Origin of the sequence: Geodermatophilus siccatus, from assembly GCF_900103785.1 — a bacterium.
In the GTDB taxonomy this organism is placed as follows: domain Bacteria; phylum Actinomycetota; class Actinomycetes; order Mycobacteriales; family Geodermatophilaceae; genus Geodermatophilus; species Geodermatophilus siccatus.
This window is the reverse complement of the sequence record NZ_FNHE01000003.1, coordinates 449152-462179: the sequence shown is the minus strand read 5'-3', so window position 1 is coordinate 462179 and position 13028 is coordinate 449152. Positions and strand designations below refer to the sequence as shown.

Here is a 13028-nt window from a genome sequence, read left to right as displayed (position 1 = left end):
ACCGTGGGCCGCGTGCGCTACCCCGAGGCCCCCCGGCTCGACCTCGTCGAGCACCTGCACGGACACGCCGTCGCCGACCCCTACCGCTGGCTCGAGGACCCCGCCGACCCGCGGACGGCGTCCTGGACCGCCGCCCAGGACGAGCTGACCGCCGGGGCGCTGGCCGCCCTGCCGCTGCGCGACCGCTTCGCCGCACGGCTGGCCGAGCTGGTGCACGCCGGCGCCGTCGGCGTCCCCGTCTGGCGGGCCGGCCGCGCCTTCTCCACCCGGCGCGATCCAGGCCAGGAGCACGCGGTGCTGCGGGTGCGCGAACCCGACGGCACCGAGCGGGTCCTGGTCGACCCCATGGCCGTCGACCCCTCCGGCACCACGACGCTGGACGCCTGGTCACCCTCCTGGGAGGGCGACCGGCTGGCCTACCAGCTGTCCACCGGCGGCGACGAGGAGTCGCGGCTGTTCGTGCTCGACGTCGCCACCGGCGAGCAGCTCGACGGGCCGATCGACCGCTGCCGGTACTCCCCCGTCGCCTGGCTGCCCGGCGGCGAGGAGCTGTTCTACGTCCGCCGCCTGGCCCCCGAGCAGGTGCCCGCCGGTGAGGAGCAGTTCCACCGGCGGGTCTGGCGCCACCGGGTGGGCGCCGACGCCGACGGGGACGTCCTCGTGCACGGCGAGGGCAGCGACCCGGCCACCTACTTCGGCGCCCGCACCAGCCGCGACGGCCGTTGGCTGGTCGTCTCCGCGTCGATCGGCACCGCGCCCCGCGACGACGTCTGGCTGGCCGACCTCGCCATGTCACCCGAGGGCGGGCCGCCGCACCTGCGGGAGCTGCAGGTCGGCGTCGACGCCCAGACCGCGGCGTGGGTCGCCCGCGACGGCCGGCTCTGGCTGATGAGCGACCGCGGCACCCCGCGCTGGCGGCTGGCCGTCGCCGACCCCGCGGACCCGGCCACCTGGGCGCCGGAGGCCTGGCGCGACGTCGTCCCGCAGCAGGAGGACGGCGTGCTCACCGACGTGGCCCTGGTCGACGGCCCGGACGGCGGGCTGCAGGTGCTCGCCGTCCACTCGGTGGACGCCACCGACCGGCTCTCGGTCTGGGCCGGCGACGGTTCCGGCCGGCAGGCCGAGGTCGGCGCCCTGCGCGCCGGCAGCGTCTCCGGCGTGAGCGCGCCGCCGGAGGGCGGCGGCGCGGCCTGGGTCGGCTTCACCGACCACTCGACCCCGCCGTCGGTGCTGCGCTGGGACGCCGCCGACCCGACGTCCCTCACCAGCTGGGAGCAGGCGCCGGTCGCCGGCGACGTCCCGGAGGTCCGGGTCGTCGAGACGCACGCGACCTCCGCGGACGGGACGCCGGTGCACCTGTTCGTGATCTCGCGGGCCGGGGTGCCCGACCGCCCGCGCCCCACCGTGCTCTACGGGTACGGCGGCTTCGACGTCGCGCTCACCCCGGGCTACTCCGCACAGGCCCTGGCCTGGGTCGAGGCCGGCGGCGTGTGGGCGGTGGCCAACCTGCGCGGCGGCTCCGAGCACGGCGAGGAGTGGCACCGGGCCGGCATGCGCGAGCGCAAGCAGAACGTCTTCGACGACTTCGCCGCCGCCGGGGAGCACCTGGTCGCCGGCGGCTGGACGACGCACCCGCAGCTGGCGGTGATGGGCGGGTCGAACGGCGGCCTGCTGGTCGGCGCCACCCTGACCCAGCGCCCGGACCTCGCGGCCGCCGTCGTCTGCAGCGCACCGCTGCTGGACATGGTCCGCTACGAGCGCTTCGGCCTGGGCCGCACGTGGAACGACGAGTACGGCACCGCCGAGGACCCGACCGAGCTGGGCTGGCTGCTGGGCTACTCGCCCTACCACCGGGTGGTGGAGGGGACGGCCTACCCGGCGGTGCTGTTCACGACGTTCGAGTCCGACACCCGGGTCGACCCGCTGCACGCCCGCAAGCTGGCCGCGGCGCTGCAGCACGCCACGTCGTCCGACGCGCCGGTGCTGCTGCGGCGGGAGACCTCGGTCGGCCACGGCGCCCGGGCGGTCAGCCGGACCGTGGGGCTGGCCGCCGACCAGCTGGCCTTCCTCGCCGCGCACACCGGCCTGACCGGCTGATCCCGGGGGTGTGCCGCGCCACACCGTTCGGGGATGATGGCAACACGGGGTTGCCTTCCTGTACCTGAGAGTATCGCCGTGATGACCGCTTCACCCTCTGTGACCACCCTTGCCGCCGCCGACGACGGCTCGGCACCCGACTGCGCCGACTACTGGCTCTGCCAGCAGGTCTACGAGTGGTCGGGTGCCGAGTGGCTCGCCGAGAACGCCCGGGCCCTGATCGCCACACCGGCGCGGATCCTGCTCATCGTCGTGGTCGCCGTCCTGGTGCGTCACCTGGCGCACCGGGCGATCCGCCGGCTGACCGACACCACCGCGGTGGGCCCGCTGCCCTCGATCCTGCGGGCCCGGCGGCTGCGCGCCACGGCCCTGGGGGACGGCGCGGAGCAGCTGACCGCGCGGCGCACCCAGCGGGCCGAGGCCATCGGGTCGGTGCTGCGCAGCTGCGCCTCCATCGTGGTGCTGTCCATCGCGGTGGTGCTCGTGCTCGGCGAGCTGGGCATCAACCTCGCGCCCATCCTGGCCAGCGCCGGGGTGGTCGGCGTGGCGCTCGGCTTCGGCGCGCAGAACCTCGTCAAGGACTTCATCGCCGGGATCGGGATCATCCTCGAGGACCAGTACGGCGTCGGGGACGTCGTCGACCTCGGGGAGGCCGGCGGCACCGTCGAGGCGGTCGGCCTGCGGATCACCCGGCTGCGGGACGTCAACGGCGTGGTCTGGTACGCCCGCAACGGCGAGATCCTGCGGGTCGGCAACAAGAGCCAGGGCTACGCGCAGGTCGTCATCGACATGCCGGTCGCCCACGACACCGACCTGGAGCGCTGCCGGACCGTTCTGCAGGAGGTGGCCGACCAGATGTACGCCGAGGAGGAGTGGGCCGGCGTGCTGCTGGCCGAGCCGGAGTCCCTCGGAGTGGAGATGATCACCGCCGAGGGCGTCGTCATGCGCCTGCAGGTCCGCACCACCAACGCCGACCAGTGGCGGGTCGGCCGCGAGCTGCGGCTGCGGCTCAAGGAGCGCTTCGCCCTCGAGGGCATCCGCACCCCCGTGCCGCTGCTGTCCGCGGCCGGCACACCGGCGGGGGCGTCCTGAGCGGCAGCGCGCCGGCCGGCGGCAGCAAGGCCGGCGCCACCCGCCGCCCGGCGACCTTCCGGGACCTGTTCGCCGTCCGCGAGTTCCGCCCGCTGTTCGGCACGTACCTGCTGTCGACCATCGGCGACGAGCTGGCCCGCGTCGCGCTGACCGTGCTCGTGTACCAGCGCACCGACTCGCCGCTGCTGTCGGCGATCACCTTCGCGATCAGCTACCTGCCCTGGCTGGTCGGCGGGCCGCTGCTGTCGACGCTGGCCGACCGGTTCCCCCGGCACCGCGTGCTCATCGCCACCGACGCCGCACGCGCCCTGCTGGTCGCCGGCATGGCCGTCCCGGGGACGCCGCTGCCGCTGCTGCTGGGCCTGCTGTTCGTCGTCGCGGTGTGCGGGCCGCCGTTCGAGTCGGCCCGCTCGGCGCTCGTGGCCGACGTCCTCGACGGCGACCGCTACGCGCTGGCGACGTCCCTGACCAACGTCGGCTCGCAGGTGGCGCAGGTCCTGGGCTTCGTCCTGGGCGGCACGCTCGTCGCGATCCTGAGCCCGTCGGCGGCGCTGCTGCTGGACGCGGCGACCTTCGCGGTCTCGGCGGTGTGGCTGTGGGCGCGGCTGCAGCGCCGCCCGGCCCCCGACGACGGCGGCGGCACCGAGCGGCCCCGCTCGATGTGGCGGGACGCGGCCGAGGGGCTGCGGCTGATCGGCCGCACGCCGCGGCTGCTGGCGATCATCGCCGTCACCTGGGTGGGGATGCTGTTCGCCAACGCATCCGAGGGCATCGCCGCGCCGCTGGTCGAGCAGCTGGGCCAGGGCCCCGCGCAGGTCGGCGTCCTGCTCGGCGCCAACCCCGCGGGGGTCACCGTGGGCGGGCTGCTGATCGCCCGCGCCCTCACGCAGGAGCGCCGCGAGCGCCTCGTGCCGCACCTCGTGGTGCTCTCGCTGGCGCCGATCCTGCTGGCCGGCCTGGTCACCGTCTGGAGCGGACCGGGCTCCGGCGCCTACGCGGCCGTGGTGGCGCTCATGTTCGTCGCCGGGCTCGGGGCGGCCTGGAGCATCCCGCTCAACGTCGCGTTCGTGCAGTCGGTGCCCCCGGCCTACCGCGGCCGCGCCTTCGGCGTCGCGGTCAGCGGGCTCTACGGCGTCCAGGGCATCGGCGCGCTCGGCGCCGGCGCCCTGGCCGAGGGTCTGACGGCCGGGACCGTGGTGGGCCTCATCGGCGCGCTCGGGCTGCTGGCCGTCGTCCCGCCGCTCGTGGGCTACCTGCGTACCCAGGGTCACGTGGCAGCGGCTCCCCCGGCTGCGGGACCATCGGAGGCATGAGCCGATCCCTGCCGTCGGCGCGGACCTTCTACGAGGAGGTCGGCGGCGCCCCCACCTTCCGTCGGCTCGTGGCCCGCTTCTACGCGGGGGTGCGCAGCGACCCGGTGCTCGCGCCGCTGTACCCGCAGGACGACTGGGAGGGCGCCGAGAGCCGGCTGCGCGGCTTCCTCGAGCAGTACTGGGGCGGCCCGACCACCTACTCCGAGCAGCGCGGCCACCCCCGGCTGCGGATGCGCCACGCGCCGTTCGCCATCGGCCCCGCCGAGCGCGACGCGTGGCTGCGCCACATGCGCGACGCCGTCGACTCCCTGGAGCTGACCCCCGAGCAGGACGCGACCCTGTGGGGCTACATGGAGATGGCCGCGCGCAGCATGCAGAACCGCTGGCCCGACGACGCGCCCGGCGGCCTCTCCATCGCCTGAACGACCGCCGCCCGACATCAGGGCGGCACCAGCACGCGACACCCTCGAGGAGACCGGTGAGCCCGGTAGAAGGACCCCCTGCCCCCCACCACTCGCAGGCTCGCGGCGGGCCCCTGCAGGGGGCCGCCGGCCCGTTCCGCCGCACCGACGCCGACTGGTGGCGTGACGCGGTCTTCTACCAGGTCTACATCCGCAGCTTCGCCGACGGGAACGGCGACGGCGTCGGCGACCTGGCCGGCATCCGCGCCCGCCTGCCGCACCTGGCCGCGCTGGGCGTCGACGCGCTGTGGGTCACGCCGTTCTACCCCTCCCCCATGGCCGACCACGGCTACGACGTCGCCGACCCGCGCGACGTCGAGCCGGCCTTCGGCGACCTCGCCGAGTTCGACGCGCTGCTGGGCGAGGCCCACGCGCTCGGCATCCGGGTGACCGTCGACCTGGTGCCCAACCACACCTCCGACCGGCACGCCTGGTTCCAGGCGGCGCTGACGGCCGGTCCCGGGTCGCCCGAGCGGGCCCGCTACCTGTTCCGCGACGGTCGCGGCCCGGACGGCGCGGAGCCGCCCAACAACTGGCCCTCGGTCTTCGGCGGGCCGGCCTGGACCCGGGTGGCGGACGGGCAGTGGTACCTGCACGTCTTCGCCCCCGAGCAGCCCGACCTGGACTTCACCGACCCCGAGGTGCTCGCCGACCTCGAGACGACGATGCGGTTCTGGCTCGACCGCGGCGTCGACGGGTTCCGCATCGACGTCGCCCACGGCATGGCCAAGCCCGAGGGGCTGCCGGACATGGAGCCCATGGAGGACACCGGCCTGCTCGACGACCACGGGCCCGGGGACCACCGGTTCGACAACGACGGCGTGCACGACGTGCACCGGCGGGTCCGCGCCGTCCTCGACCGGTACCCCGGCACCATGGCCGTCGGCGAGGTGTGGGTGTCCGACGACGACCGGCTCGCGCAGTACCTGCGCCCGGACGAGCTCCAGTTGGCGTTCAACTTCAAGCTGCTGACCGCCGACTGGGACGTCGACGCGCTGCGCGACGCCGTCGTCCACTCGCTGGCCGCCGTGGCCGGGACGCCGGCGCCGGCGTGCTGGGTGCTGTCCAACCACGACCGCCCCCGGCACGTCTCCCGCTACGGCGGGGGCGCGCAGGGCACCCGGCGGGCGCGGGCGGCGGCGCTGCTGCAGCTGGCGCTGCCCGGCGCGGCCTACCTCTACAACGGCGACGAGCTGGGCATGCCCGACGTCGAGCTGCCCGACGAGGCGCTGCAGGACCCGATCTGGGAGCGGTCCGGGCACACCGAGCGCGGCCGCGATGCCTGCCGCATCCCGGTGCCGTGGTCGGGCACCGCGCCGTCCTACGGCTTCTCCTCGCGCGCCGAGACGTGGCTGCCGATGCCCGAGGGCTGGGAGTCGCTGACCGCCGCCGCCCAGGAGGGCGACCCCGGTTCGGTGCTGTCGCTGTACCGAGCTGCGCTCGCCCTGCGGCGGACCTCCCCCGCCTTCGCCGGCGAGGGCCTCGACTGGCTGCCGGCACCCGACGGGTGCCTCGCGTTCCGCCGTCCCGGCGGGCTGGTGTGCCTGCTCAACCTCTCCGGCGCCCCGGTGCCGCTGCCCGAGGGCCGCGTGCTCCTGGCCAGCGCGGACACCGCCGGCGGGGTCCTGCTGGACGACGCGGCGGTGTGGCTGCACGCGTGAAGCGGAAGGACCACCCTTCCCCCACGCCTCGCAGGCTCAGGCGGAGGGCCCCTGAAGGGTGGCTGTTCGGGGGCGTCCGTGACCGCCGTCCGCCGGGCGTGGGCGCCCCCCGGGGTGGGTAGCATCGATGTGGTGACACAGCGTCGCGGGGACGCTGACGGCTCGGTCTCCGACCCCGGGGTCGGGGCCTGTTCGGGGGAGGCCCGCCCGTCCATGGCGCTGCTGCAGGTCGAGGGCCTGAGGAAGTCGTTCGGGGCCCGGCGCGTCCTGCGGGACATCTCCTTCGGCGTCGCCGAAGGGGAGATCGTCGGGCTCGTCGGCAGCAACGGCGCGGGCAAGTCGACCCTCGGGGACATCCTGGCCGGCATCACCCCGGCCGACGCGGGCCTCATGACGCTGCAGGGCCACCCGTACGCGCCGCTGTCGGCGGACGACGCCCGCCACCTCGGCGTCGGCGTGGTCGAGCAGCTGGTCCGGATCGACCCCGGGCTGACCGTCGCGCGGGCGGTCTTCCGCGGCACGCCGCTGGCCGACCGCCCGCAGGCCGAGCTGCGCGAGCGGGCACGGGTGCTGCTCGCCGAGGTCACCCTCGACGTCGACCCCGACACCCTCGTCGGCGAGCTCCCGCACTTCGTGCACGGCCTGGTGGAGACCGCGCGCGTGCTCGCCGAGGACACCCGGCTGGTCGTGCTCGACGAGGTGTCGGCGGCGCTGCTGCCCGTGGAGGTCACCCGGCTGCACGCCGTCGCCGGCCGGCTGAGCCAGGAGGGCCGCGGCGTCCTCTACATCAGCCACCGGCTGCCCGAGATGCTCGCGGTGGTCGACCGGGTGCTCGTGCTGCGCGACGGCGTGATCGCCCTGGACAGCCCGTCGGAGGACCTGGACCCGGTCCGGCTGGCCGCGGAGACCGTGGGCGAGCCGGTGTCGCTGCCTGCGCCCCGGGTGGCTTCCGCCCCGACGCGGTCCGGTCGGGACGACGCCCCGGCGCGCGCCTCGACGTGGCCGGCCCCCTCCGACGGCGACGTGGCCCTGCGGGTGCGCAACCTGCGGGTGCCCGGCCGGGTCGACGGGGTCGACCTGCTGCTGCGCCAGGGCGAGGTGGTCGGGCTGACCGGGCACCGGTCCTCGGGCGTCCAGGAGATCGCCGGCGCCCTGACCGGGGAGCTGCCGGCGCTGAGCGACGAACTGGTGCTGCACGGCGAGCGGCGGTCGCTGGGCTCCACGGCGGACGAGGCGGCGCTGCGGCTGCCCGCCTACCGACCCGACGACGACGCCTACGGGGTCGACCCCGGCGAGACGATCGCCCGCACGCTGACCCGGGAACCGTGGGGAGCGCTCACCGACGTCCGCAGCGAGATCGCCTCGCTGCGCGGCGTGATCCGGACCGTGCACCGGCTCGACGTCAAGACGCTGAGCATCCGCACCGTCTTCGGCGCCCTGTCCGGCGGCGACCAGCACAAGCTCGCGCTGGCCCGCTGGATGGCCTCGGCGCAGGACGTCGTCGTGCTGCACGAACCCACCCGCGGCCTGGACGTCCGGGCCCGCCAGCAGGTGCGCCAGCTGCTCGACGAGGCCACGGCGCACGGGACGTCGGTCGTCGTGGTCTCGGTGGACCCCGACGAGCTGGCCGAGTGCTGCGACCGCGTCGGCATCGTGGCCGACGGCCGCGTGGCCCGCTGGATCGACACCTCCGAGCTCGCCGTGGACGCCGTCCGCGAGCGGATCGTCGAGGCCGCCACCGCCGCCTGAGGAAGGACCCTGCTGCCCCGGTCGCGTCCGTGTCGCCGGGCGGCGCCCGGCGGGCCCCTGACGCCGACTGCGTCCCGGGACGGCTCTCGAACGCCCTCCGTGGAGACTCCACCCCTGCTTCCAGGGGGAAGCAGGGGTGGAGTCTCCAAGGGGGGGTACGGCACCCCGCGGGCCCGTCGGCCGTCACGGCGGGGCCGCCCGACCCGGAGCCGGGCGGCACCGCCGCGGGGTCAGACGCTGACGGTGGCCGCGACGGCCCGCAGCTTGTGCCGCGCCAGCGCCAGGTTGGCGGTGACGCGGTTGAGCACGAGGTAGATGAACAGACCCGTGTTGGCCTGACCCTTGAGCACGTTGATCAGGTGGTACTGGCCCTGCAGCGTGATCAGGATGTCCTCGACCTCGTCCTTCAGCTCGAGGTCCTGGATGGTGCGCAGCTTGGCGCGCACCACGTTGGAGTTGCCGGCGGCCGCGACGTTGAGGTCGAAGCCGGGGGTGCCGCCGGCCGCGAGGGCCATGCCGCTGTCGATGTCGACGATCGCGGCGCCGCTGGCACCCTCGATCGCGAGCAGGTCGGCGATGACGTTGTCGAGCTGTGCCACGGATGGGACTCCTGTCGTCTCGAGGGGGAGGCGCAGCGGGGTGCTGCGGTCCGGGTCGGGGGGCGACCCGGGTCGACCGGACGGGCCGGACGCCTGCCTGTGCGCGGGCTCCCCGGGCGGCGACGGTGCCGCACCGGCGCGCGTCGCACCGGCCGGAGCGCGGTGCGCAGCCGTCCCGCCGACGGCGGGAGGTGCACCGGCCGGCGGGGTCCGCGCGGTCCGGGGCGCCACGTCGGGCTCCCGGACCGGGTCCTGCGGACGCTCCGCGGGGACGTCGTGCGCCGCGGGGCGTCCCCACGACCACAGCGACGCCCACCACGCGGTTGCCATGCCTGTCGTTCCGCCTTCGCCGAGGGGCTCAGGGACCCCAGACAACACGTCCCCGGCAGGCCCGGCAAACCGGCGGACGTATCTGCAGGTGAGCGCGCCGACACCGACGGCCACCGGTTCCCGGGGTCCCCGACGGCCGCTCGCCCACCCGCGCCGGTCGGCCGCCCGCCGTCCTCGGGTACCTTCCGCGCGGGGCAGCGCGGCCCGTCGCGCCCCGGGAGGAGACTGCCGTGAAGACCAGGGACCTCGCCTACGTCGCCCTCTTCGCGGCGGTGATCGCCGTGCTCGGGACGATCCCGGCCATCCCCGTGGGCCCGGTGCCGATCACCGCCCAGACGCTCGGCGTGATGCTCGCCGGGGCCGTGCTGGGGGCCCGCCGTGGCTTCCTCGCCGTCCTGCTGTTCCTCGTGCTGGTCGCGCTCGGGCTGCCGCTGCTGGCCAGCGGCGCCGGTGGCCTGGCGCCCTTCGTCGGCACCACGGCCGGCTACCTCTACAGCTGGCCGGTGGCCGCGTTCGTCATCGGCTGGCTGACCGAGCGGGCCTGGGACCGCTACAACGTCCTGCGTGGCACGTTGATCAACGTCGTGGGTGGCATCGTCGTCATCTACGCGGTGGGCGTGCCGGTGCTCAAGGCCGTCGCCGGGCTGTCCTGGACCGCGGCGGTGACCGGCGGCGCCCTGCCGTTCATCCCCGGGGACCTGTTCAAGGCCTTCGTCGCCGCGGCCATCGCCGACGTGGTGCGGCGCAGCTACCCGGTCATCGAGCGTCCTCGCCGGGCCGCCGGCGCCCGGTGAGGTTCCGCCGTCCCGGTGCCGCGCCCGCAGCAGTCGACGTCGCCGACCCGGGTCGCGGCATCGAGCTCCGCGGGGTCGGGCACCGGTACGGCGACCGGGTGGTGCTCGAGGGCATCGACCTCCGGCTGACCGAACCGCGCGTCGGCGTGGTCGGCGCCAACGGCTCGGGCAAGAGCACCTTCGCCCGGCTGCTCAACGGGCTGGTGGTGCCCACCGACGGGCAGGTGCTGGTCGACGGGCTGGACACCCGCACGCAGGTGCGCGCGGTGCGCCGCCGGGTCGGGTTCGTCTTCCAGGACCCCGACGCGCAGATCGTGCACCCGACCGTCGCCGAGGACGTCGCCTACGGGTTGGAGAACCAGGGCGTGCCCCCCGACGAGCGGGCTGCCCGGGTCGCCGAGGTGCTGGAGCGCTACGGCCTGGCCGGGCACGCCGACCACCCGGCGCACCTGCTCTCCGGCGGCCAGAAGCAGCTGCTCGCCATCGCCGGGGTGCTGGTCATGCGGCCGGCCCGGATCGTGTTCGACGAGCCGACGACGCTGCTGGACCTGGTGAACGCCCGCCGCGTCGCCGAGCTGATCGCCGGGCTCGAGCAGCAGGTCGTCGTGGTGACCCACCAGCTGGACCTGCTCGACGGCTTCGACCGGGTGCTGGTGGTCGACGGCGGCCGGGTCGTCGAGGACGCTCCCCCGGGTCCGGCGGTGGCCACCTACCGCGCGCTCATGGAGCACCGGTGACCCTCCCGCTGTACGTGCCGGTGGCCAGCCCCGTGCACCGGCTGTCGGCCGGGGTCAAGCTGCTGTGCCTGGCCGCGCTCGCCGTCCTGCTCTTCGCCCGGCCGACGCTGACGGTGGCCGGCGCCGCGCTCGTGGGCACGCTGGCCGTGGGGCTGGGCGTGGCCCGGCTCCCGGTCGCCGTGCTCGCCCGGCAGGCGTGGGCGCTGCGGTGGTTCCTGCTCGCGCTCCTCGTCGTGCACGCGCTGACCACCGACGTGGCCTCCGGTGCGCACACCGTGCTGCGGCTGCTCACCCTGGTGCTGGCGGCGGCGGTGGTGACGGCGACGACGCGGGTGACCGAGATGGTGGCGGTGGTCGAGCGGCTCTGCGCGCCGCTGCGACTGGTCGGGGGGCGGCCGCAGCGGGTGGGCCTGCTGATCGCGATGGCGCTGCGGTTCATCCCGGTGCTGGTCGAGCGGGCCGACCGGATCCGCGCGGCGCAGGCGGCCCGGGGCGGTGCGCCCCGGGGGGTGCGGGCCCTGCGGACGACGGTCGCCCCGCTGCTGGTGCAGCTGCTGCAGATGGCCCACGACGTGAGCGAGGCGCTGGACGCGCGGGGTGCGGACGACGTGCCGGCGCACCGGCCGAGGAGGACGTGATGGACGGCGGCGTGCTGACCGGGATCTGGCTGACATCCGAGGCGGCCGCGCCGATGCGGCGGGTGCCCTCGGCCCAGCTGCTCGCCGGTCGCGGGTTGGAGGGCGACCGCTACGCGCTGGGCGGCGGGACGTGGGCGCAGTACCCCGACCTGGAGAAGCAGCTGACGCTGATCGACGCCGCGGACGTCGCCGCGGTCGCCGACGAGGTGGGCGTGCCGCTGACCCCGGGCGACACCCGACGGAACCTGGTGACCGCGGGCGTCGACCTGCCCGCACTGGTGGGCCGCTGGTTCGCCGTCGGCGACGCGCTGCTGTTCGGCGTGAAGCGCTGTCCGCCGTGCACGCACCTGGAGCGGCTGACCGGCGCCCGGCTGGTCAAGGCGATGGTGCACCGCGGCGGCATCAACGCGGCGGTCTTCTCCGGGGCGCCCGTCGCGGAGGGTGCCGTGGTGCGGCCGGTGTCCGAGGAGGAGGCCGCGCGGCGGGGCGCGCCCACCGGCGCCGACCGCCCCGTGCCGCGGATCGTCAACGGCTAACCCCCGGAAGGCTCCCCCCTGCCCCGTCCTGTGGGCAGGGGACGAGCGTCGGGGAACCGGGCGGTTCCCAGGTCCGTCGAACAGGTGTGGACGGACTCCGGACGCTGCTCAACCTGGTGTGGCTGGTCCTGCACGGGTGGCTGCTCGCCCTGGCCTACGCGTTGGCCGGGCTGATCGCCTGCCTGCTGGTCGTCACCATCCCCTTCGGGATCGCCGCCTTCCGCCTGGCCGGCTTCGTCGTCTGGCCCTTCGGCCGGACGACGGTGCGCGCGCCCGGCGCCGGGGTGGCCTCGGCCGTGGGCAACCTCGTGTGGTTCCTCGTCGCCGGCTGGTGGCTGGCGCTGGTCCACGTCCTGGCGGGCATCGCCTTCTGCGTGACGATCATCGGCATCCCGTTCGGGGTCGCCTCGTTCAGGCTGGCCGCGGTGGGGCTGTTCCCGCTGGGCAAGCGGGTCGTGGGGACCGATCAGCCGCGGGACTGGCTGCACGCCGGCGGCGGCGTGGTGCACGGCGCGCCGGTCGGCTGAGGACCGGGGCTCAGTCCGCGGGCTGCTCGTCGGCGTAGCGGGCGAGGAAGGCCTTCTCGGCCGGGGTGAGCCGCCGCGGCCGCTCGATGGCGAAGTCGAAGGGCACCAGCAGGGTGCTGCCGGTGACCGCCCGACGCCCGTGGTCGGACAGCTCGTAGTGGCAGGTGAAGGCGGCGGCCCGGATGCCGGAGACCCAGATCTGCACGTCGAGCGGGTCGCGGGAGTAGACCACCGGCAGCCGGTACTGGACGTCGTGGGCGGCGACGACGGTCCCCCGCCGCAGGCCGGTCTGCTCCTCCAGCGAGGCCCGGTCGAAGAAGAGGTCGACGCGGGCCATCTCGAAGTACGTCAGGAAGACGACGTTGTTGACGTGGCCGTAGGCGTCCATGTCCGACCAGCGCATGGGGACCTGCACGGTGTGCCTCACGCCCGACACCCTGCCGCATCGGCCCGGCCGGCGGCCCGGCGGCCGGGGGTGGTGGCGCAGACGGGCG

General features: G+C 75.6%; 13 protein-coding genes. 11 read left to right on the top strand and 2 right to left on the bottom strand.

Annotation, left to right across the window (positions count from 1 at the left end):
* Window positions 1–12: 12 nt before the first annotated feature.
* From BLS21_RS08140 to BLS21_RS08115, 6 genes are all read left to right on the top strand, one after another.
* Complete coding sequence (locus tag BLS21_RS08140; RefSeq protein ID WP_091216523.1) at window positions 13–2097, top strand: prolyl oligopeptidase family serine peptidase; 2085 nt, start codon at window positions 13–15, stop codon at window positions 2095–2097.
* An 81-nt stretch (window positions 2098–2178) separates the two neighbouring features.
* Window positions 2179–3189, top strand: a complete 1011-nt coding sequence (locus BLS21_RS08135) for a mechanosensitive ion channel family protein (protein WP_091216521.1) — start codon at window positions 2179–2181, stop codon at window positions 3187–3189.
* The gene (locus tag BLS21_RS08130) at window positions 3075–4502 is read left to right on the top strand and encodes an MFS transporter (protein ID WP_245700165.1); all 1428 of its coding nucleotides are present in this window, start codon (window positions 3075–3077) and stop codon (window positions 4500–4502) included. The genes BLS21_RS08135 and BLS21_RS08130 overlap by 115 nt, the downstream gene beginning before the upstream one ends.
* Window positions 4499–4924 (top strand): globin, encoded by a 426-nt coding sequence (locus tag BLS21_RS08125; RefSeq protein WP_091216177.1) that lies wholly within the window; start codon window positions 4499–4501, stop codon window positions 4922–4924. Before BLS21_RS08130 ends, BLS21_RS08125 begins: the two co-directional genes overlap by 4 nt.
* Window positions 4925–4980: 56 nt before the next feature.
* Window positions 4981–6624, top strand: a complete 1644-nt coding sequence (locus BLS21_RS08120; RefSeq protein ID WP_245700163.1) for a glycoside hydrolase family 13 protein — start codon at window positions 4981–4983, stop codon at window positions 6622–6624.
* A 132-nt stretch (window positions 6625–6756) separates the two neighbouring features.
* Window positions 6757–8373 carry an ATP-binding cassette domain-containing protein gene (locus BLS21_RS08115; protein ID WP_245700160.1) on the top strand — a complete coding sequence of 539 codons (1617 nt, stop codon included), beginning with the start codon at window positions 6757–6759 and terminating at the stop codon, window positions 8371–8373.
* A 230-nt stretch (window positions 8374–8603) separates the two neighbouring features.
* Here BLS21_RS08115 and BLS21_RS08110 read toward each other — a convergent pair whose 3' ends face one another.
* Window positions 8604–8972 carry a hypothetical protein gene (locus BLS21_RS08110; protein ID WP_091216172.1) on the bottom strand — a complete coding sequence of 123 codons (369 nt, stop codon included), beginning with the start codon at window positions 8970–8972 and terminating at the stop codon, window positions 8604–8606.
* A gap of 560 nt (window positions 8973–9532) precedes the next feature.
* Here BLS21_RS08110 and BLS21_RS08105 point away from each other — a divergent pair.
* From BLS21_RS08105 to BLS21_RS08085, 5 genes are all read left to right on the top strand, one after another.
* Window positions 9533–10096, top strand: coding sequence for a biotin transporter BioY (locus BLS21_RS08105; RefSeq protein ID WP_091216170.1), 564 nt, complete (start codon window positions 9533–9535; stop codon window positions 10094–10096).
* Window positions 10093–10833 (top strand): energy-coupling factor ABC transporter ATP-binding protein, encoded by a 741-nt coding sequence (locus BLS21_RS08100; RefSeq protein WP_175479489.1) that lies wholly within the window; start codon window positions 10093–10095, stop codon window positions 10831–10833. The genes BLS21_RS08105 and BLS21_RS08100 overlap by 4 nt, the downstream gene beginning before the upstream one ends.
* Window positions 10830–11471: an energy-coupling factor transporter transmembrane component T gene (locus tag BLS21_RS08095; RefSeq protein WP_091216168.1), complete on the top strand. Its 642-nt coding sequence runs from the start codon at window positions 10830–10832 to the stop codon at window positions 11469–11471. The genes BLS21_RS08100 and BLS21_RS08095 overlap by 4 nt, the downstream gene beginning before the upstream one ends.
* On the top strand, window positions 11471–12007 hold the full coding sequence (locus tag BLS21_RS08090) for an MOSC domain-containing protein (RefSeq protein WP_091216165.1): 537 nt from the start codon (window positions 11471–11473) through the stop codon (window positions 12005–12007). The genes BLS21_RS08095 and BLS21_RS08090 overlap by 1 nt, the downstream gene beginning before the upstream one ends.
* A gap of 86 nt (window positions 12008–12093) precedes the next feature.
* Entirely contained in the window at window positions 12094–12534 is a 441-nt protein-coding gene (locus BLS21_RS08085; protein ID WP_091216162.1) for a YccF domain-containing protein, read from the top strand.
* A gap of 10 nt (window positions 12535–12544) precedes the next feature.
* Here the strand turns inward: BLS21_RS08085 and BLS21_RS08080 are convergent, their stop codons facing one another.
* The gene (locus tag BLS21_RS08080; protein WP_175479488.1) at window positions 12545–12961 is read right to left on the bottom strand and encodes an acyl-CoA thioesterase; all 417 of its coding nucleotides are present in this window, start codon (window positions 12959–12961) and stop codon (window positions 12545–12547) included.
* Between the last annotated feature and the right edge of the window lie 67 nt (window positions 12962–13028).